The organism is Nocardia sp. NPDC059154 (assembly GCF_042755705.1).
Lineage (GTDB): Bacteria > Actinomycetota > Actinomycetes > Mycobacteriales > Mycobacteriaceae > Nocardia.
Genome location: NZ_JBHZCS010000094.1, coordinates 716 through 22,827, shown reverse-complemented (window position 1 = coordinate 22,827; position 22,112 = coordinate 716). Strand labels below are relative to the sequence as shown.

At 63.8% G+C, this 22,112-nt stretch carries 19 protein-coding genes; 4 read left to right on the top strand and 15 right to left on the bottom strand.

Annotation, left to right across the window (positions count from 1 at the left end):
- Nucleotides 1-135: 135 nt before the first annotated feature.
- From pruA to ACFXN1_RS45885, 3 genes are all read right to left on the bottom strand, one after another.
- Nucleotides 136-1,785, bottom strand: a complete 1,650-nt coding sequence (gene pruA, locus ACFXN1_RS45895) for an L-glutamate gamma-semialdehyde dehydrogenase (protein WP_379445948.1) — start codon at nt 1,783-1,785, stop codon at nt 136-138.
- Nucleotides 1,786-1,796: 11 nt separating this feature from the next.
- Nucleotides 1,797-3,080, bottom strand: coding sequence for an NAD(P)/FAD-dependent oxidoreductase (locus ACFXN1_RS45890; protein ID WP_379405329.1), 1,284 nt, complete (start codon nt 3,078-3,080; stop codon nt 1,797-1,799).
- A 69-nt stretch (nt 3,081-3,149) separates the two neighbouring features.
- A complete protein-coding gene (locus tag ACFXN1_RS45885) occupies nt 3,150-3,593 on the bottom strand; it encodes a RidA family protein (RefSeq protein ID WP_379445947.1) in 444 nt (147 codons plus the stop codon).
- Nucleotides 3,594-3,711: 118 nt separating this feature from the next.
- Between ACFXN1_RS45885 and ACFXN1_RS45880 the strand changes: the two genes are divergently transcribed.
- Nucleotides 3,712-4,326, top strand: coding sequence for a GntR family transcriptional regulator (locus ACFXN1_RS45880; RefSeq protein ID WP_379405325.1), 615 nt, complete (start codon nt 3,712-3,714; stop codon nt 4,324-4,326).
- Between the two features lie 186 nt (nt 4,327-4,512).
- On the opposite strand, the gene ACFXN1_RS45875 is transcribed toward ACFXN1_RS45880, so the two are convergent.
- The 7 genes from ACFXN1_RS45875 to ACFXN1_RS45845 form a co-directional block, all read right to left on the bottom strand.
- Nucleotides 4,513-5,607 carry an acyl-CoA dehydrogenase family protein gene (locus tag ACFXN1_RS45875; protein WP_379445945.1) on the bottom strand — a complete coding sequence of 365 codons (1,095 nt, stop codon included), beginning with the start codon at nt 5,605-5,607 and terminating at the stop codon, nt 4,513-4,515.
- Entirely contained in the window at nt 5,604-6,797 is a 1,194-nt protein-coding gene (locus tag ACFXN1_RS45870; protein WP_379445944.1) for an acyl-CoA dehydrogenase family protein, read from the bottom strand. The genes ACFXN1_RS45875 and ACFXN1_RS45870 overlap by 4 nt, the downstream gene beginning before the upstream one ends.
- A gap of 38 nt (nt 6,798-6,835) precedes the next feature.
- Nucleotides 6,836-7,288 carry a MaoC family dehydratase gene (locus ACFXN1_RS45865; protein ID WP_379445943.1) on the bottom strand — a complete coding sequence of 151 codons (453 nt, stop codon included), beginning with the start codon at nt 7,286-7,288 and terminating at the stop codon, nt 6,836-6,838.
- Entirely contained in the window at nt 7,285-8,040 is a 756-nt protein-coding gene (gene fabG, locus ACFXN1_RS45860) for a 3-oxoacyl-ACP reductase FabG (RefSeq protein ID WP_379445942.1), read from the bottom strand. Before fabG ends, ACFXN1_RS45865 begins: the two co-directional genes overlap by 4 nt.
- A 70-nt stretch (nt 8,041-8,110) precedes the next feature.
- Complete coding sequence (locus tag ACFXN1_RS45855) at nt 8,111-8,866, bottom strand: SDR family oxidoreductase (protein WP_379445941.1); 756 nt, start codon at nt 8,864-8,866, stop codon at nt 8,111-8,113.
- On the bottom strand, nt 8,863-10,080 hold the full coding sequence (locus tag ACFXN1_RS45850) for an acetyl-CoA C-acetyltransferase (protein ID WP_379445940.1): 1,218 nt from the start codon (nt 10,078-10,080) through the stop codon (nt 8,863-8,865). Before ACFXN1_RS45850 ends, ACFXN1_RS45855 begins: the two co-directional genes overlap by 4 nt.
- 183 nt (nt 10,081-10,263) lie before the next feature.
- Nucleotides 10,264-11,430, bottom strand: a complete 1,167-nt coding sequence (locus tag ACFXN1_RS45845; protein ID WP_379445939.1) for a hypothetical protein — start codon at nt 11,428-11,430, stop codon at nt 10,264-10,266.
- 734 nt (nt 11,431-12,164) lie between these two features.
- Between ACFXN1_RS45845 and ACFXN1_RS45840 the strand changes: the two genes are divergently transcribed.
- Nucleotides 12,165-12,518, top strand: a complete 354-nt coding sequence (locus ACFXN1_RS45840; protein WP_379445938.1) for a hypothetical protein — start codon at nt 12,165-12,167, stop codon at nt 12,516-12,518.
- Between the two features lie 53 nt (nt 12,519-12,571).
- On the opposite strand, the gene ACFXN1_RS45835 is transcribed toward ACFXN1_RS45840, so the two are convergent.
- From ACFXN1_RS45835 to ACFXN1_RS45820, 4 genes are all read right to left on the bottom strand, one after another.
- Nucleotides 12,572-13,306 (bottom strand): transposase, encoded by a 735-nt coding sequence (locus ACFXN1_RS45835; protein WP_379463970.1) that lies wholly within the window; start codon nt 13,304-13,306, stop codon nt 12,572-12,574.
- A 163-nt stretch (nt 13,307-13,469) separates the two neighbouring features.
- Nucleotides 13,470-16,745: a protein kinase gene (locus ACFXN1_RS45830; RefSeq protein WP_379446231.1), complete on the bottom strand. Its 3,276-nt coding sequence runs from the start codon at nt 16,743-16,745 to the stop codon at nt 13,470-13,472.
- Between the two features lie 320 nt (nt 16,746-17,065).
- Nucleotides 17,066-18,016 carry a diguanylate cyclase domain-containing protein gene (locus tag ACFXN1_RS45825; RefSeq protein ID WP_379446232.1) on the bottom strand — a complete coding sequence of 317 codons (951 nt, stop codon included), beginning with the start codon at nt 18,014-18,016 and terminating at the stop codon, nt 17,066-17,068.
- 13 nt (nt 18,017-18,029) lie between these two features.
- Entirely contained in the window at nt 18,030-18,935 is a 906-nt protein-coding gene (locus ACFXN1_RS45820) for an alpha/beta hydrolase (RefSeq protein ID WP_379446233.1), read from the bottom strand.
- A 519-nt stretch (nt 18,936-19,454) separates the two neighbouring features.
- On the opposite strand from ACFXN1_RS45820, the gene ACFXN1_RS45815 reads away from it, so the two are divergent.
- Complete coding sequence (locus ACFXN1_RS45815) at nt 19,455-19,874, top strand: hypothetical protein (protein ID WP_379446234.1); 420 nt, start codon at nt 19,455-19,457, stop codon at nt 19,872-19,874.
- Between the two features lie 268 nt (nt 19,875-20,142).
- Nucleotides 20,143-20,826: an MspA family porin gene (locus ACFXN1_RS45810; protein WP_379446235.1), complete on the top strand. Its 684-nt coding sequence runs from the start codon at nt 20,143-20,145 to the stop codon at nt 20,824-20,826.
- A gap of 385 nt (nt 20,827-21,211) precedes the next feature.
- On the opposite strand, the gene ACFXN1_RS45805 is transcribed toward ACFXN1_RS45810, so the two are convergent.
- On the bottom strand, nt 21,212-21,511 hold the full coding sequence (locus ACFXN1_RS45805) for a zinc ribbon domain-containing protein (protein WP_379446236.1): 300 nt from the start codon (nt 21,509-21,511) through the stop codon (nt 21,212-21,214).
- Nucleotides 21,512-22,112: the final 601 nt, after the last annotated feature.

Sequence of the window (22,112 nt, the reverse complement as noted above, 5' to 3'; positions counted from 1 at the left end):
ACACGGGACCCAAACCCCCCACCCAAAACACACCCCCCCCCCCCCCCACCCCCAACCTTTTTTTTGGGGTTCCTCCCCCCCCCCCCCACCACCCCAAAACAAGTTTGTTCAGACTTCTAGCTGATTGGGCTGGCGCTATGAGCCCATGTACGGGTAGCGCCAACTGGTCGCAGGATTAAGGTTCTCCTTGATGAATCTGCCGCTGACCCAGCGCTGCAGTGCCAGTGGGGAGCCGACCTTGTCGTTGGTTCCGGATGCGCGCCCTCCACCGAAGGCCTGTTGGCCGATCACGGCACCAGCGGGTTTGTCGTTGACTGCGACATATCCTGCGGCATCGCGAAGTTGACCGAGCGCCTCGGCAATCGCTGTTCTGTCAGTGGCATAGATCGACGCGGACAGTCCGTAGAAGCCGGTGGAGTCGACGAGCTCGAGTACCGTGTTCCAGTCGGAATCGTCGTAGACGAAGACCGTCAGCAGGGGGCCGAAGAACTCCTCGGTCATGGTGAAGGCATGCGGGTCCTCGGTTTGGAAGACTGTGGGATGGACGAACCATCCCTCCTCGCTTGCGGTGCGGCCGCCGGCAATCAGCGTATGGGAGTCGAGCGCATTGGCCCGTTTGATCGCGTCGTCCAGGCGTTGGTAGGCCTCCTGGTCGATGACGGCCCCGAGGAAGGTTTCGTGCTCAGTGACGTCACCGACCGGCAGGGCCTCGACCAACTCGATCAGCGGTTCCTTGATCGCATGCCACAGGCTACGCGGAATGTAGGCACGGGAGGCCGCCGAGCATTTCTGCCCCTGGTATTCGAAGGCTCCCCGCACAAGCCCAGTGAGTAGTGCGGAGGGGTCTGCGGAGGGATGTGCCACGACGGCGTTCTTGCCCCCGGTCTCGCCCACCAGTCGCGGGTAGCTGCGGTAGTGGTCGATGTTGTCGGCGACCTTGTGCCATAGCTGACGGAAGACCGTGGTGGAGCCGGTGAAGCTCAGCCCGGCGAGACGATCGTCGGCCGCGGCAATATCGGAGATCATCCGGCCGGACCCGTGTACGGTGTTGATCACCCCCGGCGGGATCCCGGCTTCTTCGAACACCCGCCGGACGACATCGCTGCTGAGAGCGGACTTTTCCGAGGGCTTCCACACCACGGTATTGCCCATCATGGCTGCGGTAGCCGGGAGGTTCCCCGCGATCGCCGTGAAATTGAACGGTGTCAGCGCGAGCACAAACCCCTCAAGTCCGCGCTGGTCGGCGTAGTTCCATTCGCCTCCAATCGAGGCGGGCTGGTCACTGAAGATCTCCGCTGCCCAGAAGCAGTTGAATCGCAGGTAGTCGGCGAGCTCACAGGCCGAGTCGATCTCGGCCTGGTGGAAGGTCTTCGACTGTCCTTGCATAGTCGTTGCGTTGAGTTCGTCGCGATACTTGCCGGAGACGAGTTCGGCGGCGCGCAGGAATACACTCAACCGGTCCCACCAAGGGGTTCGCGACCAGTCGTGCCGTGCCAGCATGGCCGCGTCGATCGCCGATCGTACGTCGCTCTGCTCTGCCACTGCCAGGTTTCCCAGGACGTTCGCGTGGTTGTGGGGCGACCGGATCTCGCTGGTCGGCCGTCCCTGCACCTCTACGCCGTTAATGACGATCGGGATATCCCGGGTCTGGCCAGCAACTCGGGTCAATTCCTTGCCGAGCTCGAGCGCTTCGGTGGATCCTGGCTGGTAATCGCGTACCGGCTCGTTGTGTGGCTTCGGGCCGCGGACGGTGCCGGCCAGATGCTGAACTGGTCCGAATGGCATCTTATTTCTCCTCACTTGACGAGCTTCGGTTGCTTGGCCTGGTGAAATCGTGTGATCCTGAACGGAGCCAGCAGGTCCTGGCAGCGACTGGAAATGATTTCGTCGGCCAACAGGGCGCCGCTGGTGGGACCGAGCGTGATGCCGAGGGTCCCGTGCCCGGTATTGACGAACAGTCCCGGATGGCCGGGGACTGCTCCGATGACGGGGAGGTCGTCTGGAGAGGTCGGGCGGTGACCGACCCACTGGGATTCCACTGTGGTAGGTCGCCAGTCGTGCAGGTAACGCAGACCACCGGAGATGACGGCATCCAATCGGCGCCGGCTCAGTCGTGTGGAGCGGGCGCCAAGATCGAAGGTGCCGGACAAGCGCACGGCCGAATCGAACGGAGAACAGGCGACCATGTGCTCGGCTAGCTTGAGCGGATGCCGGGGCGCTGTGCCCTCCCCAACGGCTGTCAGGCTGGTGCCGCGCGCGACTTCCATCGGCAGATCGACCCCGAGGGAGCGGAGCAGCGAGCGCGAGGAATATGCGGCGGCAACGACGACGGCCCCGGAGACGATCTCCGCACCGTCGGCGAGAGTTACCACCCATTCGCGGGCCGTACCACCGGTGACCGACGCGCGGATCCGAGAGACGGCGCTGCGCTCCTTGACGACAACACCGCGCACCTGCAGTGCGGCAACCAACCCTGCACCGAGGCTTTCCGGCCGGACATGCCGCTCGTCGACCAGATGCAACACTCCAGCAACACCTTCGCGGATCGCCGGATCGAACTCACGCACATCACGACCCCGCACCAAGCACGCAGTGCCGGTATAGCCGTAGTCGGTCATCCGGGAGTGGAGCAACTGGTAGGCAGTCAGGGTCGCGTCGGTCAACGCCACGACGGCCAGCCCGTCGCGATGATGCTCGAACGCAACACCTCGCTCGGCTAGGGCATCCACTGCGCCTACGGCCGTCGCGGCCAACCGCTGCAGGGCCTTCGTCGCGTGCTGATTCGGGCCCGGTCGGCTCGCGCGCAGGAACCCTGCTGTCCACGACAGGAAACTCGCGGTGGGGTGGGGATGAATTCGTGCTGGACCACCGGGCCGGAGGAGGTTTCGCGCGGCATCGCCGACCACTCCGGGTGCTGCCCGAGGTGTCGACAGGAAAGGGGTTATCCAGCCCGCGTTGCCCGCAGATGCGCCTCGACCCGCAGCACCTGCGTCAACCACAGTGACCTCAGCGCCTCGCTCGGCCAACTCGAACGCGGTGCACAGGCCGACGACCCCGGCGCCGATCACCGTAATCTTCATCGTTGGCTCCGATCGACATCGGCTCCATGGTGGTTCTGGCAGCAGGTCCGATCGTCCGAACCAGTTTGATCAGCCATGGATCGACTCCGCGTCTTCGGTGGCGGCCTCACGGTGCGCCACCGCGTCGAGTTCGATTCGTTTCGTCCCGCGAAAGGCCGCCACCTGCACAGTCGTGCGGGCAGGGGCGCCGTGAGGCGCGAACCGACGGGCATAGACCTCGTTGAGGGCATTGAGATCGTTGATATCGGCCAAATAGACCGTCACCTTGATGACCGTTGCCAGGCTCGCGCCGCAGGCTTGCAGAGTGCGTTCCAGGTTGTCCAGGGTCAGCTCCACTTGCTGGGGGAATTCTGTCGGCGTGGAGCCGTCCGCCCCGACCGGCAGCTGACCGCTCGTCCATATCAACTCGCCGAACTGTACTGCAGGTGAATAGTGTTGCGGTGCAACGTGTTCCCCGGTTCCGAGAAGACGCCGACGACCGCGAGAGGGGTTCGTCTCCGAAAGTTGAGGCATTCAACGCTCCGATGAAATATTGCACTGAAATGTCTCAGCAATGCTAGTGTAAGCTGTACGTATGAGTCAATCCTTTGAGACGCTTCACGGGAGACAGCGGAAAGAGCCAGGAATCCGTTTGGCGGACAAGGCTTACCTGGAGATCCGCGATCGGATCGTCACGGTGTCGATAGCACCCGGTGAGCCGCTTGATGAAGACAGGCTGGCCAAGGAGCTTGGGGTGGGCCTCACTCCCGTGAGGGAAGCGCTCAAACGGCTCGGGTTGGAAAGCCTGGCGGTTATCTATCCCCGTCGGGGGACGTTCGCGGCGGAAATCAATATCAGCGACGAACGGTGGCTCACAGAAGCCCGCCTCGAATTGGAAGGCCTTGCCGCGTCCCTGGCCGCGCAACGCGCTTCTGAGGATGACCTGCTCAGGCTCGAAACGTTGCTGGACGAGATGGAGGCCGCCGACGATCCGGTCGATGTCATGTCCATCGATACCGAGATTCATCGGGCCATTTACGCCGCTGCGCGCAATCCTTTTCTCGAATCGACGCTGAACCAGTACGCCAACCTTGCCCTGCGTATCTGGCATTATTGCCTGAATCGGTTGCCTGAACGCACCTCGCACTCCTGCGATCAGCGCGCTGTCGTGCGAGCCATCTGCGATGGCGACCAAGACGCCGCTCGGGCCGCCGCGCAGGAGCATCTGCTTTCATTCTCGAGGGAAGTCCGATCACTGTTGGGATAGCGGCGCATACCGATGGCCCCTCGAGCAATGGTCCGCTGACGGGCATCGCCGATTGGGTAGTGCATTCGGCGCTGACTTGTAGCGCATGTCTCGGCCCCGTTCCGAATCTTTTGGCCTGTTCAGCCATGGATCCGGAACGGGGGAGTCGCTCGCTGTGCGCGCCGTACCGCAATCGGGTGCGCGCGCTCAACCTGGGGTAGGCAGGTTGACAAGCTGTGCCAGTTGTGCACGGTGTGAGCCGCTGGTGCCGAAGGTGATTTGGTCGGCCTTTGCACGCTTCAGGTAAAGGTGCACCGGATATTCCCAGGTCATGCCGATTCCGCCGTGTAGCTGTACCGCCTCTTCGGCGGCGGTCACCGCGAAGTCGCTGCAGTAAGCCTGTGCGATTGCGGCCGCAATCGCACAGTCAGGGTCGTCCGCGGCCAATGTCGCCGCGGCGTAGCGGGCCGCAGCGGTCGCGCAGTCCAGGCTCGTGGCAAGGTCTGCGAGACGGTGTTTGAGCGCCTGGAAGCCGCCGACAACTCGCCCGAATTGCCGACGCTGCTTGAGATAACCGAGGGTCGTATCCAGACACCACCGTCCGAGGCCAACCTGCTCGGAGGCGAGCAGCGCCGCCCCTGCCTGCAGCGCTCGCCGTATAGCGGGTTCAGCGTCTTCGATAAGCAGTGTCGCGGCCGTGTCGTCGAGTGTGACGTCAGCAAGCTGCCGGGTCATGTCCAGCGAGACGACCTGAGCCAGGAGAGCATCGGCCGCGGGGACGCTATAGAGGGCCATGCCGTCGGCAGTCGCTGCCGGCACCAGCAGAGTGTCGGCCTCGAGCACACCCGCGACACTGGTCACCGTGCCCGACAACTTCCCCCCGAGCACACTCACCGTCGGAAGGACCCCGCTCGGAGCCGTGGACAGCGGCACAAGCAGTGCAGCGGTGCGCTCGCCTGTTGCCAGCTGACCGATCAGTTCGCCGTCGGTGTCGGCCAGCGCTGTCGTCGCAACGACTGCACTGGTGAGGAACGGCAGTGGGGCCACTGCGCGGCCAAGTTCTTCGAGGACGACTGCAGCCTCCCGGGCGGACGCGCCCAGCCCGCCGCGGTCCTCGGGTACCAGCAATCCGGCCACGCCGATGTCGACGGCGAGCGCCTTCCACAGTCCGTCGACTATCGAGCGGTCGCCGTCGTACAGGGCAGTGACAGAATCGGGGGCGCAACGATCGGCGAGTAGGTCTCGAATCGAGGACCGCAGGGCATCCTCGATGTCGGTGTAGAGCAGGTCGAGGTCGCTCATTTGGCGAGATCCTTCCACGGGACGTCCTTGTCGACGCGGGGTTCCGCAGGCAGCCCGAGCACCCTTTCGGCGACGATATTGCGCAGGATTTCCGAGGTGCCGCCTTCGATGGAGTTGCCCTTGGCGCGCAGGTATCGGTAGCCCGCGTCGCGGCCGGCGAAATCGACGCGGTCGGGCCGGACCATGGTCCAGTCCGAGTAGCGAAGGCCGTCGTCGCCCAACATTTCCAGTTCCAGTCCGGAAAGTTGCTGGTTCAGTCGAGCGAAGGTGAGCTTCATGGCGGCGCCTTCCGGTCCGGGCTGGCCTTGGGCGAGCTTCTGCCGCATCCGCTGTCCGGTCAGCCGGGCAACCTCCGCCTCCACCCACAGCCGCAGCAGCCGATCATGTAGTTCGGGGGTGCGCCGCTCGGGGTGGTCGCGCCAGGTCTTGGCGACCACCCCGATCAGGCCCTCTCCACGGCCTGATGTTTTGCCGCTGATGGCGACCCGTTCGTTGTTCAGCGTGGCGGTGGCCACTTGCCAGCCCTGACCGATTTCTCCCAGGCGTTGGGTGTCCGGGATGCGCACGTCGTTGAGGAAGACTTCGTTGAACTCCGCTTCCCCGGTGATCTGCCGCAGCGGCCGCACCTCGACTCCCGGTGCGGTCATGTCACACACGAAATAGGTGAGGCCCCGATGTTTGGGCAGCTCGGGGTCAGTGCGGGCGATGAGGATGGCGAACCGGGCGCGGTGTGCCACCGATGTCCATACCTTCTGCCCGTTGATGACCCAGTCCTCGCCGTCGCGCATCGCGCGAGTGGACAGCCCTGCCAGGTCGGAGCCGGCGCCCGGTTCACTGAACAACTGGCACCAAGTCTCTTCACCGGTCCACAACGGTCGCAGAAAGCGTTCCTTCTGCTGCTCGGTCCCGAACGCGAGGATTGTTGGGGCCGCCATCCCGAGACCGATGGCATTGGCCCGTGGGTTGTTATCCGGTGCACCTGCCTGGTCGAAGGCTGTGTTCACCTCGGACTGCCAGGCCTGTGGCAATCCCAGCCCGCCTTGCCCGGCCGGGAAGTGTACCCAGGCGAGTCCGGCGTCATAGCGGGCACGCAGGAACTCCGTCCGCTCTGTCGCGGAAGGGGCGTGGTCGGCCAGGAACTCCTCGACCCGTCGCCGCAGTTCTTCCAGGGTCAGTTGGCCCTCGGTCATTCGTGTTGCGCCTTCCGTTGGTGACAGCTCGTTGTTCATCACTGCACCAGCAGGCTCAGGGTCTCCGCGACGCAGACAGGCTTGTCGCTGCCCTCTCTCTCGACGGTGACGTGCGAGACCGCCCGGTGCCCGCCGGGTGCGGGTTCTAGCGACAGCAGTTCGACCAGTGCGCGTAGCTTGGAGTCGACGGGTACCGGGGCTGGGAAGCGGACCTTGTTGATGCCGTAGTTGACGCCCATCTTCAGGCCATCGACCTGGTAGACCTGCCGCACCAGCATCGGTAGCAGCGACAACGTCAGATAGCCATGGGCGATCGTGCCACCGAATCCGCCTGCCGCCGCACGCTGCGGATCGATATGGATCCATTGGTCGTCACCTGTCGCCTCGGCGAAAGTGTTGATCTGCTCTTGGGTGACCGTGTGCCAGGCCGAGTATCCGAGTGTGGTTCCCACTGCTCGCCGTAGGTCGTCGAGCCCATCGAATGTTCTCATGCCCGCGGCCCTCCAGCCACATATAGAACCTGCCCGGATACGAAACCCGCGTCCTCGCTGACGAAGAACGACACCGCATGCGCGATATCGTTCGGCACGCCGGTGCGGGCGACCGGAATCTGTGCCGCACGCGCCTTCTTGAATTCCTCGAACGGGACGCCCATCCGTTGCGCAGTGGCGGCGGTCATCTCGGTCTCGATGAATCCCGGCGCAATCGCGTTGACGGTCACACCGAACTTGCCCAACTCGAGGGCCAGAGTCTTGGTGAAGCCCTGCAGGCCTGCCTTGGCAGAAGCGTAGTTGGCCTGACCCTTGTTCCCCAGCGCAGAGGTGCTGGACAGGTTCACGATGCGGCCCCAACCGGACTTGGTCATGTATGCCTGCACTTCACGCGACATCAAGAAGGAGCCCCGCAGATGCACGTTCATCACTGCGTCCCAGTCGTCGACGCTCATCTTGAACAGCAGATTGTCGCGGATGATGCCGGCGTTGTTGACCAGCACCGTCGGCTCACCCAACTCCTCGCCGATTCGCTGAACTGCCGCTTTGACGCCCGACTCATCGCTGATGTCGACACCCACTGCGAGCGCATGGCCGCCCGAAGTCTCGATCGCCTCGGCAACCAATTTGGCCGCGGGCTCGTCCAAGTCCAAGACCGCGACGGCGAAGCCGTCCGCGGCGAGTCGCTTCGCCACGGCCGCGCCGATGCCTCGGGCGGCACCTGTGACGATAGCGGTACGGACAGTACTCATTGGTTCACTCCTGATGATCGAATAGTCAAGTTGCGAGCACAGCGACCTGCCGGCTCGTTCAGCGCCCAGATCAGGCGCCTCTGGTCAGGGTGATGCCACCGTCGACGACCAGGAGTTGCCCGGTGATCCAGGAGGCGTCTTCGGACAGCAGGAAGGCCACAGGCCCGGCGATGTCTGCGGGGACACCGAGCCGTTTCAGCGGGTAGGCAGCCGATACTGTGTCTTCGCGGCCTTCGTACAGTTTCTCGGCGAATTTCGTCTTCACCACTGCTGGTGCCACCGCATTCACGCGGACGGACGGGCCGAGTTCGACAGCCAATGTCTGGGTGATGTGGGTGAGCATCGCCTTGCTGGCACCATAGAAGCCGACTCCTGGGGAAGCCCGTATACCCGACACCGAGGAAATATTGACGATCGCACCGCCATGTACTGACATCCACGCCCGGTGCACCTGCTGAGCCCACGACAGCGCTGCCAGACAGTTGACTTCGACGATCTTGCGGCCTGCATCGAGATCCACGTCGATCATCGGGCCGAATGCCGGGTTGATGCCAGTGTTGTTGACGAACAGGTCGGCGCTGCCGAAATATTCGATGGCCCGGCTGACGACTTCGGCTTGGTGCTCCTCGTCCCCGGCATTACCAGCTATGCCGATTACGCGCCCAGGACCTTCCAATTGCTCAACCGCCACCTGTAGCGGTTCGGGCTTTCGGGCGGTGATCACGACATTGGCGCCGTCGGCCACCAGCCGTTCGGCGATGCCGAGTCCGATCCCGCGGCTGGCGCCGGTGACGATCGCGGTCTTACCCGCGAACCGGCCGGTCACGACAGCCGCTCCACAACCATCGCCATCCCCTGGCCGCCGGCGACACACATTGTCTCCAGCCCGAATTGCTGGTCACGGTGTCGCAGCGCATGAATAAGGGTGGTGGTGATCCGTGCGCCGGTCATGCCGAACGGGTGACCGATAGCGATTGCGCCACCGTTGACGTTGAGCTTGTCGAAGTCGATTTGCAATTCCCGCGCAGACGGGATGACCTGGGCCGCGAAAGCCTCGTTGATCTCGACAAGGTCGATGTCGTCGATCGTCAATCCGGCACGGGCGAGTGCCTGTTTGGATGCCTCCACCGGGCCAAGGCCCATGATTTCTGGCGACAGCGCACTGACCCCTGTACTGACGATGCGAGCCAGGGGCGTGATGCCGAGCTGCTTCGCCTTCGTATCAGACATGATCACCAACGCCGCGGCGCCGTCGTTGAGCGGACAGCAGTTACCGGCCGTCACAGTTCCGTCCGAGCGGAACACTGGCTTCAGAGCCGAGACCGTTTCCATCGTCACACCCGTGCGCGGACCATCGTCGGCTGCGACAATAGTGCCGTCGTACAGGGTTACTGGAGTAATGTCGTCAGCCCAGAATCCGTTCGCGATAGCGGCCTGGGCCAAATTCTGCGACCGAACCCCGAATGCGTCCTGCTCCTCACGAGTAATACCCATGTACTGGGCGACATTCTCGGCAGTCTGACCCATTGCGATATAGACGTCGGGCAGTGCACCTTCTGCGGAAGGATCCGTCCACGTCAGACCGCCGGAAGCCAACTTCTCACTACGCGCCTGCGCGTCGGCGAAGATCGGGTTCTTGGTGTCCGGCATGCCGTCTGCGTTGCCTTTGAAGAATCGGCTGACCGTTTCGACCCCGGCAGAAAGGAACACGTCGCCCTCTCCTGCCTTGATCGCGTGCAGCGCCATACGGGTGCTCTGCAAACTCGATGAGCAGAACCGATTGATCGTCGTGCCCGGCACCGAGTTCAGGCCGGCCAGCACCGCGACAACCCGCGCCAAGTTGTAGCCGGCTTCCCCCGCGGGCTTTCCGCACCCCAGTACCAAGTCGTCAATGTCAGCCGGATCGAGCTCCGGCACCTGCGCCAACGCAGCCTGCACCATCTGCACCGCGAGGTCGTCAGGACGCACGTCCTGTAACGCCCCTTTGTTTGCGCGGCCTATCGGTGAACGTGCAGCAGCAACGATCACGGCCTCGGGCATGGAAACTCCTCGATAGAAAAACTAAGTGCGTGTTCAAACAACTGGAATAGGCCACCTGCCCCATACGGCAGGGTCTGCCTATTTAAACACTGCCTCGCCAGCGGAATGATACTCGGATATTGTTCCGCCTAGAGAATTCTTGATCTCCCCGTATAGCAAGCACTCGCGGTGCAGTCTCGTATGTCACCAGAGCCATTTGCCCTCGTCTTTAAAATGCCATACTGCCGTGGATTTTCCCTCATCGGGGACCCGCGAAATCCGTGTATGCCCGTCGAGGATACGCACCGCAGTCGCATAGAATGAGAACAAGGCAGCGTGGACCCTATCCGACGAAACGGCCTTGAATTCACGAATGGGCGAAACGCGAATCGAGAAGGCTTTCGCGCTGTCCTCAAGAATTGAAAACTCTTGTCCGCATGCGCGCAACAAACCGAGAGTGAAGTCTCTCACCAATGCGATGCCCGAGCTCTCGAGTCCCATGTCCTGCCGAAGTTCGCGGGTGTACTGAACCGCGATACGCCTCATTGTTTCTTCGAGTAGCCAACTGGCCGTAACCTCGCCCTGGAGCTTGGTGAGAGCTCGGAAAGCCGAGAAAACATAAGTGCGAGAGTAGCTACGAAGCACCTTGAGGCGGCGTTCCTCTGTCCATACGGACGGATCCAGCTGGGGCGCTTTGCTGGGGTCGAACTCGGGCGTGCTGTCAACTAGTTCGATTTTCAGTGGCTCATTGAAGTCGACTTCGTGGTCGTATTCGATGAAGTAACCCTCGTCGTACGGGTCACCGTCCATGAGCGCCTTTGTTGCAACCCATCCAAGGTTCGGAACGCCCATGAATTTTCCGTCCAGACGGTGCCAGGAACCGCCTAGATACCTGCGAAACGCGCCACCTGGAATCATTCCGAGGCCCATACCGCTCGGACCATTATATCGAAGCCAAACCTTTTTTGGGGTCTCCTCGATATACTCCACATCGAGACCGCCCAGAATATTTGAGAAGTAGTGATACTTGGCCGCGGCTACCGCCGGCGGGTCCCCGATAATACCAAGCTTTGTCATTCCATCAATGAAATGATCAGCCTGATGATCCTGGAACTCAATCACCTGCAGGTCTTTTACAGCCTGCGCACCCTTGTGGCGCAAGAGCATGAGATTGAGACCCAAGAATGTACTTCCAAGGAATTTTGACGCAAGCAAACAGTCGGACCTCAATTCCGATAGGGACTGTTCAGCCTCGTTCACATGCTCGATAGAATTGACCATTTTTCCCGTCCTGTAAGCCAGTCGCACCCCGTGATTGATTGCCTCAAGTGCGCCGAAGCCAGCGATGACCAACGGTTCATCGGGGTTCATCCATTACCAGCGACTGTGTGACACCCCTCACCTATGAGACAGTTCAAATCCGCGGGAGCTTCTCGATCAGATATGTCTCTGAAGTTTTAGTGTAATGTCACCCTACAGAGTGTCCCTGCAGGCGTCAAGGTCGGCAACCGACGGCCTAAGTTCGCCGTGCCGAGACTTCCGCTTGGCGCCGTGAGAGGCCCGGGACCCGTCGGCTTCGCTCGTCATCCCAGTCGGAGCCGTCCGGCGCCGTGCGGTCGATGCGATACAGCGCAGGTGAGCAACGGTACATACCCGGGAGTTGCCGGTTCAGCCTCGTGACTTGAGTCTCATCGCAGCCCTTGCTCGGCCGGGCTGGCCAAGCACAAGTTACTCTCGCTGCCGACGTCCGCCGAAGCGGACAACTCCGCGCGTACCACTAGCACAGGCGAAAGCGAGTTTCCGGAGTGCCTAGTGCCGTGTCCGAGAAGGTTGGTGCTGGAACCGCCGCCCGGGGTGGCGGGTTGATCCTCGGCGGGTGAGCAGTGATGCTGGCGGCCGAGGCTGGTTTGCCGCCCGGCGGCGGCGTCGGCTGTGGGTGATCTACCGCCGGCCCCAGGGTGTCCGGCATATGTTCGCTGCTCTGGACTTGCGGACGGGGCAGTTGTACGACCGGATCCGGGAGCGGAAACGATGGACTGAGTTCCTGGCGTTCCTGAAATTTCTGCGGGTCCGGTGGTCGGGTCAGGAACTGTATCTGATCTGCGATGGCTACTCGGTCCATTAACGCGCCGAAGGTCCGCGTGTGGTGCTCGGTCGACGCTATCGAGCTGGTGTTGCTGCCCACGTATTCGTTGTGGTTGAACCGGATCGAGTGCGAGTTCGCGGCGCTGCGGTACTTCGCGCTCAACGGCACCGACCACTGCAGCCATGGTGAACAAGACGACGCGATCGGCACCTACGTCCGCTGGCGCAGCCAGCACGCCGAACTCGTCGGTGGCTTCGCCGTCGGATCCAAGATCCGGCACCCGGATTACCTAACCTCGGCCATTCACGGTGATCTCGGCACTGCTTGCCGTGAGCGAAAGGTGCTCCGACCTGCGACAATTCGACTTGTCTAAGGGATGTCCCGTAAGTGTGGGTCGGTGACGGCGATCGGTCCGCCGACTGGGAATCAGTAGGCGTGGGCGAGGTTGGCCAGTGTCGCCACCCCTGCCATCGCGACACCCACCCCGTCGCCGCGTAAGCGGCAGTCGCGCAGGATCTTCCAGGTCTTCATCCGGGCAAAAGCGTGTTCGATACGGGCACGGACCCTGCGGTGGGATTTGTTGTGAGCCTGTTTCCATTCCGGTAGCTCGGCACCGGGCACCCGGCGGTGCGGGATGATCAGACCGGTGCCCTGGTAACCGCCATCAGCGATCACCACCGCGTTGCGACAGGCGTGGGCGGCACCGGATTCGGTCCAGGCGCGAGGGTCGTTGCGGTTGCCCGGTAACGGCTTTCCGAGCGCGACGACGAGTTCGGTGTCGGCGTCGATCACGACTTGATGGTTGGTGGAGTACCGGTAGTTCTTACTCTGGGCGGCGAGCGTGTGATCCCGGGTCGGGACCAGGGTCCCGTCCACGATCAACACCGCGCCACGCGGGAACCGGGCCCGAGGCCGCAGCGCCAACGCCGGTCCGAGGTCGTCGATCACTCGGGCCGCGGCCGACTTCGAGACCCCGAACACCGCCGCGAGTTGACGCATCGTCAGGTTCGTCCGCCAGTAGGTGGCCACCAGTAACACCCGGTCTTCGAAACACAACCCCCACGGTCGGCCCCGCAACGGCCGGTCGATGCCCTCGCGCCGCAACCCGGTGATCAGGCGAGCGAACGTGCGTGGCCGCAGCCCAGAGAACAACTCCACCATCACCGGATCTGTCGCCGAGATCACCACCGGAGAAACGATACCCGTTGCCGCTCAACGACTTACGGGACATCCCTTAGCTAGGTCACCTACCCCGATTCTTAGGCTTCAAATCCCCAGCGCTAGCGGGGGTTCAGACGTTGTGATGGGGCAGCTTTCGATTTGCTTATTCGGGCTTGTGGTCGGAGTGTTCTGCCGCCCAGGCCGCGACTTGTGCCCTTCGGGTGAATCCCAGTTTGGTGAGAATGTGTTCCACATGCCCTTGCGCTGTACGCTGCGAAATCACCAGCCGGGCAGCGATCGCCTTGTTGGTCAATCCCTCGGCGATGAGATCGACGACCTCGCGCTCACGCTTTGTCAAATGCGCCTGTTGATCTGCTGGTGCGATGGCTCGATGCTGCTCACCGAGCGCGAAGTCGACCGCCGCGGACAGACTCATCGCGGCACCATCGCGGAAGGCGGACTCGAACGCGCGTTGGCCGAGTATGTCGCGGCTACGGCGCTCGCATTCCTCGTGATAGACAAGAAAACCGGGTATTACGACGCTGGAGCTGTCGGTCGCACGACCGAGCCGGTGAGCGGTGCCCAGCAATGCGGCCGCGCGCTGGGCATCGTGCCCCTCGGCTACGACCCAGGCCAGTATCTCCAAACAGACCGCCGCGAGGAGCGGATCCGCCACCCGTCGCACCAACCGAAGAGACTCCTCCAACAGCTGCACCGCCCGCTCACGCTCACCCTGCCGCCAGAGAGCAAACGCCATCGGCCGCAGTGCGAACAACCGGTAGTACGTCTCACCGCGAGAGTCCGAGACAACCAGCACTTGCTCGAAGCAGGCGATGGCCCCCGGCATATCCCCTTGTAGGACATAAGTCCAGCCGAGGTTGACTAGTGATCTCAATCGGAACGAGACCTCCGCGGGGGCGCTGAATGCTTCGAGGGCATCGTTCAACCGGGTGCTTGCCAGTGTCAGATCACCACGGCAGAGAGCGGTGTACCCCTGAGCGTAGGCGAATCTGGCACCAACTGCGCGGTCGGCTGTGTGCTCGGCAAGGGCACCGAACTCGGCCAAGCACCCATCGGCGGCCGGAAAATCACCCAGAGTCGTGGCGAATACGCTGCTCATGTTGAGGGCCGTGGCTCGGTCGAGCGCCATCGCGTCGGGCGTACTGGCAAGCGCGCGGTCGCACCAGCGGCGGCCCTCGCTGTACAACCCTCTCGCGGAGAGGGACATATGTAGGGCGGCGACGGTCCGCACCGCGGATGTGTCACGCTTCGAGATGCTGAACTCCATTGCCTTGCGCAGGTTCGGGAGCTCGCGCTCGATCCGGGCGATCCATTCGAGCTGGCGCGGACTGACCCAGTCCGCCTCCGCCTTCAGCGTCAACCGCTCATACCAGTCCCGGTGGCGCCGGCGCAGTTCCGCATCCTCGCCGGCCTCGGTAAGCTTCTGCATGCCGTATTCCTGAACGGTCTCCAGCATCCGGAAACGCACCGTGCCGTCGGTTTCCTCTCGGATCAGGATCGACTTGTCCACGAGCGCGGACAACGCATCCAGCAACTCCGGCCCGCTCAGGTCGACACCGCACACGTCCTCGGCGGCGTCGAGCTCGAAGCTCTGCGCGAACACTGACAGCCGCCACCACAATCGCTGCTCTGCAGGGGCGCACAGATCAAAGCTCCAGCCGATGCACCACGCCAGCGTTTGCTGCCGCGTCGGCGCACCCCGACTACCCCGGGTCAACAACGCGAACCGATCGGTTAACCGCGCCAGGATCTGCTCGACAGACATCATGCGCAGCCGCGCAGCGGCCAGCTCGATCGCCAGCGGCAGTCCGTCCAGCCGCGCACAGATCCCGGCCACACCGTCGCGGTTGTCCTCGTCCACATGGAAGCCCGGCACCACCGCCGCGGCTCGCTCGGCGAACAACGTCATCGCGTCGTACCCGGCCGCGTCCCGCGCAGACGGCCCGGCTCTCCGGTCGGGGAACCTCAGCGGCGGCACCACCAGCACCGCCTCTCCTCCGACTCCCAGGGTCTCCCTGCTGGTCGCGAGAATCCGCAGTTGCGGGCAAGACTGCAACAGCGACTCGGCCAGCTTCGCGACCGCTTCGATCAGCTGCTCGCAATTGTCGAGCACCAGAAGCACCTCGCGGGTGGACAGGAACTCCACCAGCACTTCGAGCGTCGGCCGGCCGGGCTGGGGCCGCACACCGAAGGTCGCGGCCACCACATCGATCACCAGCGACGGATCGCGCAATTCAGCCAGTTCGACCATCCAGATGCCGCCTGCGAAGTCCCGCTGTGATTTGTGGGCGACCCGCAGCGCGAGCCGTGACTTGCCGACCCCGCCGATTCCGGTCAGCGTGATGAGGGACGACCCGGACAGTAGGTTCTTCATTTCCGCCAGCTGGGCACGACGGTCCACGAAACTGGTTAGCTCCCGCGGCAGTCTTCCCGTAGCTTCGCGTCGACTGACGCCGCGGTGGCCGGGAACGCCGGTCCACGCCATGGGAGCCGCCGTCGCCGCTGCCCGCTCGCCGCCCGGTTCGGTTCGTATCGCCATCTGGTCGACCCCGCAACCGTGAGTTTGTTGAATCTGCTGCAACTGCTCACCGAACAGCGCGGCCGTGGGGCGGTCCCGTGCCTCGCGGGACATCGCCGCCTCGATGACCGCGCACACATCGTCGGGGATCCCCTGCTCGCGCAGGTCCGGGACCGGCTGGGTCGTGATCCGCAGAAACTGCGCTACCACCTGCTCGCCACTGCGGCGCTCGAACGCGGCGTGACCGGTCAACGCACAAAACAACGTCGCACCCAGCCCGTACACATCCGACGCGCGGCTGGGTGAATCCCCTTCGAGGACCTCCGGTGCGGTGAACGCCGGCGAACCGGTCACCGCACCGGTAGCCGTCCGGAAACCCCCGGCGAGGTGGGCGATGCCGAAGTCGGTCAGCGCCGGCTCGCCGTAGTCGCTGAGCAGAATGTTCCCCGGCTTCACGTCCCGATGCAAAATCTCCGCGAGATGCGCGGTCTCCAGCGCACCCGCCAGCTTGACCCCCAAGCGAAGGACGCCCTCCACCGACAAGAGCCCATTCCGACGGATCCACGCCTCCAGCGAACCCTGTGGATGGTACGGCATCACCAGATACGGCCGACCGGACTCGGTTTCACCCACTTCCAGCACGTCGACGATATTCGGGTGGCCGGACAGCCGGCCCATTGCCCGCTGCTCCCGGAAGAACCGTTCCCGATTCTCATCGAGTTCGCAGGTAAGGACCTTCACCGCCACCGCGCGGTCCAGCCTGGGCTGGGTGCAGCGGTATACGACGCCGAAACCACCCCGCCCGATCTCCTCCGCGTCCTTCAACCCGACAGCTCGCAACTCCGTGACCACATCAATACCAAGATCACGTTGCGTCTTCAGTGAATCAGAGTCCACCATCGGTTACTCGCAATTCGCCACCATGAAAAGACTACCCTGCTGTACCGTCGCACAGGGCGGTAGCGCGGACGCCGGCTGGCCTTCCCAGACTGCGTCTGGCGTTCCTTGACGAGCGCGATCATTGATGGCATCCGCGGGCATTGGGCATGGCAAGAAGGTGGCCATCCTTTCCAGAACAGGCCCGAGTTCACCATTGTTTAATTGGCAGCAGCAAAGCTTGGTGCAGCGGTGGTCCCGGTCGATTCTCGCTACGCCGCAGCAGGGTCATCTGATCGTGCAGCAGTCCCGTACGTCGTGTTCAGTGTGGGTCACAATTGTGTTCACTCGTTGACTGGGGTGTCGAGTACGCGGAGTACCCACTGGTCTTTGCCTCTGGTTTTGGCGTGGTAGAGCGCGCGGTCGGCAGCGTCGAGCAGGGCCGCGGCGGGGGTGTCGGCTCCGGTTGTGATGGCCCCGATGCTGGCCGAGGTCCGTAGTTCGTGCTCGCCGATGACGATCGGGGTGGCCAGTGCGGACAGCAGCCGGTCGGCAACGGCGGTGACGCGAAGGTCGTCGGCCGGCGGTGGGACGAGGACGACGAATTCATCGCCCCCGATGCGTGCGATCATGCCCTTTCCGGCGGGCAGGCTGTCGCGCAGGCGGGTAGCGACAGCGACGAGGAGTTGGTCGCCGATTCCGTGACCGTAGCGGTCGTTGATCTGTTTGAATCCGTCGAGATCGACGAAACACAGTCCTACTCGGTCGCGGTCGGCGGCCGTAGCGGTGAGCGCCTCGATCCGTTCGAGAAGGTGGCGGCGGTTGGGCAGGCCGGTGAGCACATCGTGGCGCGCCTGCCGGTGCAGTTCTTCTTGAAGCCGGTGCTGCTCGGTCACGTCCTGGCCGACTGCGAGGAGATAGTCGGCCTGCCCATCCGATCCTTTCACGTAGGTGATGGCGATTGACGCCCATCCGGTGCTGCCGTCGGTGCGGATGAATCGCTTCTCCAGTTTCGCGGTGCCGTCGCGCGCGGCGATCAGGGTGCCGGAAATCAGTGTGCGGATCTCGTCGTGGTCGTGGGGGTGGGCGAACCGATAGAGCGAGGTCCCGCGCAGTGTTTCGACCGGGACGCCGATCATGCTGGCCAGGCCGGGGTTGGCGTCGAGGACAGTGCCCGCGGTGTCGGCGATGGCGATCGCGATCGCGGCATTGTCGAAGATGATCCGGAACCGTTCCTCGCCTGCGCGGGACGCCTGCTGCTCAGGCGCTCGTTCGGGTGAGGGGTATCGCTCCATATCATCCGCCTATTCAGCTGGCGTCGGGAAGTGCGGTCGATGAAATCCGGCCGGTCATCAGCTGCTGGTGGAACTGCCCGAGGTGATCGATCGCCGCGCGGGCATCCGACAGCAGATCCGAGCCAGCGTGGTGGACGTGCGGGGCGCGGTCCCAGATCTGCAGCAGCGTCGGTACCCGAGCCTCAGCGCAACGGCGGGCCAGCATCTGCGAGTCGGGTAGCAGGCATTCGGTGGAGCCGACCTGGATCAGGACCGGTGGCAGGCCGGTGAAATCACCGTTGACCGGCGACCAAGCAGGGTCGAGTTCGCCGTCAGCGGCAAAGCCTCGGCGTGCGATGAGCGTCAAAGCCCGGGCCGGAATATAGGAATCGCGATGCCGATTCGGGTGGGCCTCGCGCACGGTCGAGTCCAGATCGGCCCACGGTGCGATCGCGGAGATGCCGCCAGGCATCGGCAGCCCCCGCTCACGAGTCGCCAGCGCCAGCCGGAAAGCGAGCCCGCCGCCGGCCGAGTCCCCGGACACGATGATCCGCTCGGCCCCGAAGCCCTGCTCCAGCAGATACCGATACGATTCGACCGCGTCGTCGAGCGTTTCGGTCAGATGCGCCGTGGGCAACTGCCGATAATCGACACTGAATGCCGGCATCGCGCTGGCCTGCGCGATCTTGGCGACCATACGCCGGTGGGTGTTCAATCCGCCGCAGATGAACCCGCCGCCATGGAAATACAGCAACGCCGAGTCCTGCCGTTGCTGCGGATCGCGATCGTCGTGCCACAACCATTCCGCCCGGAATTTCTCGAATCGCACCATGCGGCGCTTGGTGCCCTTCGGAGCAGCGAGTGCGGCGGCCGGAAGATCGAACAAGCCGGCCAGCAACAGGAGGTGCTCGAAGCGACCGTGGTCGGCAACGCGCGTCAACGTCGTCAACCCGAGTCCGAGGGTGCCGCGCAGCAGTGGATGGGCGATTCTGGTGCCGATACTGGCCCGGTTCGGCCGCTGGACGGTCAGCGCTGAGGCTGGTACCTGCTGGTCCGGCTCAGCTGGAGACGACTCGCATCCAGCCCGGACACCCCCGCCGGCCGAGCGCTGGGCACATCTCGAACAGCATTGGACGGGTGCACGACCCCCGTTTTCTGCATGGCGCAACGTCGATCCTTGAGCAGCACGGCCTACAACTGACACCGGCCCAATCCTCAACGAGTGCAGGCAGGCGCACAGCGGCCGAACTACCGCAGGCATACCTATATCGGCCCAACCAACAGTCGTTGAGTTCCTGATTCCCCTGACTGATCCCCGCTCCCTGAATCCGCCCTGGACCAGGGCCACCTGTGGCGGCGCCGCACCGAATCCTCCATCGAACCGACGGTGTCGGTGCCCAGTGACCTACGGTCCAACCGACACGTTCCTTCACTGCGGGTCAAGGTCAGCAGGAGTGGGTTGGCGCTGGCGGCAGTGCGGGACCTGCGGGAACTGGCGACCGAGGACGAGACCGCCGATTTCGAAACCGATGTGCTGTCAGGCTGCATGCTCGCGCGGCCAATCGGTCGGCTGGTCGACTCGACCATGCGCAAAGACGTGAACCACCTCGAACTGATCCAGGACTGGTTCGGTCGGCCGCTGTGGGAGATTCAGCCCGCCGACGCGGACACTTCTTTCGGCAAGGTGCTGCGCGATGCCAAGCCGTCAACCCAGGGTGGTCACGCGGCCGCACTGACAGCGCACTTCCACTTCCTCGAACCCCGACACAAGGTCGAGCTGCGCAACCTCACCGGCCGTGTGGTCGAATGTCCGCTCGACGAGATCAACCGGCCGCGGCCGTCGGGGGTCGAGGATCATCGGCGCGACAAGTCCCGGTAGCGCCCCATCCGGTATGCATTGATCCCTTTTGCCCAAGATCGTTTCCGAATGCGAGCGTGGGCTCGGTGAATCAACACGGGAGGCGGCTTCGGTGTCGATGTCCGTCTGGGTCCGTCTGGGTCCGACGGGGGCTGGCCTGGTCGACACGCCTTGCTGTGGCGACGCTGCTCGGCCGGTGTCACCGCTTAGACTTGTCAGTCTGTACCCCGTGCGAGTTTGTTGCTGTGTTGTCGAGTTGCCTATCGTCGCGAACCGGAAGGCTCCAGGCATGCGACGTTCGTTCACCAGCACTGCGGCCGCCACGGTCGCGGCAAATCTGGGCGTGCTGGGCCTGTGGGCCGGTGGCGCCGGACCCGGCCGCGCCCAGCCGCCTGGCGGAGAGGTCTCGGGTGGGGGAGTGCATGTGACGGCGTCGGTCGACAGTATCGAGGCGAACCCGCCCGGTAACCGGACACCGAACTTCCTCATGACGTTCTCGCATGCCGCGCAGATGTCGGGCGATTACTCGGTCACCGTGGACGGCGGCCAGATCACCTCCGGACAGGCGGTCGCGGGATTCATCCTCGGTTGCGGGATCAGTGTGAACGGCGGCGTCGACCTCGACATCGACCGCAGTCAAAGGCTGATCGGCACAATTTCCCCTTCGGTCAGCACGCCCAGCTCCGCGGTCGGCCCGAGTGTGAGCCTCGGGCCCACTGTCGGCGGGACTCTGGGCATGGGCGCAGGCGTGTTCCCGAACTTGGGACCAGGCCAGGTCACTATCGCGAGAACGGAGACGGCCCGCCTGAACGCCGCCACGACGTTCCCGCATCGCATCGCGTTCGACAACGCCGCGCTCAATGTCGCCCAATGTGCCTCGCCGGTGTCGGCCGTCCCTTTCGTCACCGCCACGGTGAGCACCGCCCAGGGGCTCGCGCAGACCACCGCCTACGGTGACCAGTTCACCTTCTGAAACGGGTCCGGGTTTCGAGCACTGATTTCGGACCGCACCTCGTCGGGGATCCGGAGGCGTGCTGGGGCTCAAGTCTTGACATTCCGACCGAAACGGCCGTTTCCGGATGGTCTGTGTATCGGAGGTAGGGAGGACAGCCGCCATCTCATGGTGCATGAGGACCGGTGATCCTGCGCTCGGAGGGTGGTTTGGCGGAGCCAGTGGGGTGGTGATGCCTTGGTGGTGACGACGGGCAGTGCCCGCTTGATTCGATTCCACACTCGGGCGCGACGAACCCGACCATGGACGGACGAGCACGACGAAGAAGAAGGGGGAAAGAATCGGCTTGCTCGCTTCCGTTACCTCTTGGTGCTCGTTGATGAGCACTGACTCGGTAGCCGCCACCTCACGGTGGTGGCGTTGAGTCCGGATGGACTCTTCCCGTGGCGATTCCGACTGCGCGGGCGGCGGGCCGTCCGCGTCTGATACCGGTTCCATCGGGCTGCTCCTGGCGTAACTCGCCGGTGCTCGCCAGTGCGGCGAGGTTCTTCGCGGCGTTCATGTCCCGATCGAGGACGAGTCCGCATGCTGTGCACGCATAGGTCCGTTCGGAGTGGGGCAGCTTGGCTTTCGCTGTACCGCAACCCGAACATTCTTGCTGGAGGCGAACCACCGGTCCGCCACGATCAAAGTTTTGCCTGCCCATTTGTGCGAATCGGTCTCGGTGTTCGACCACGATCGTCGTGACGGCCGGGTCGGAGGATCCGTATCAGAGTGCTCGCGGAATCGGCCTTTTCATCGAAGTCGTCCATCTCCTGGGCGCTCACGGCCGGGTAGCGGGCCAGGATCTGCGATAGCCGCGATCCTCGGCCCGAACGCAGTTCGGCTTCCACGTTCTGCAGCGGGCGTAGGTTAGGTCGCCTTGAGTAGCTCGCGCGCGGCGCCGTCCAGTGCCGGACCGCTGCCGTCCGGTCCGGTCCGGTCCGGGTAGTGACCGAGATGCGCTGTGGGCGGAGCGGGTCCATTGCTTAGGCGTGGACGGTGGCAAACAGGGTGGCAGTGCCCTCGTGGTCGGTCGTGACGAGCTCGAGAAAGGTGGCCTGCTCCTCCATGTTGAGGTCGGTGAGGCCGCAGGTGATGGTGAACGCTGTCGCACTGCCCTTAGCCTCGATCCGTGGATGGGGTTGTTGGTGGTCCGGGCGCCTGCGGCGCGCGGGCCACCCTGGTTTCTGGTATGGGGTGGCTTCTTGTCTTCCCCCCTTTTCCCCCTCCGTGTCTGTTTTGCCCCGGTTTGGGGGGGGTGGTCA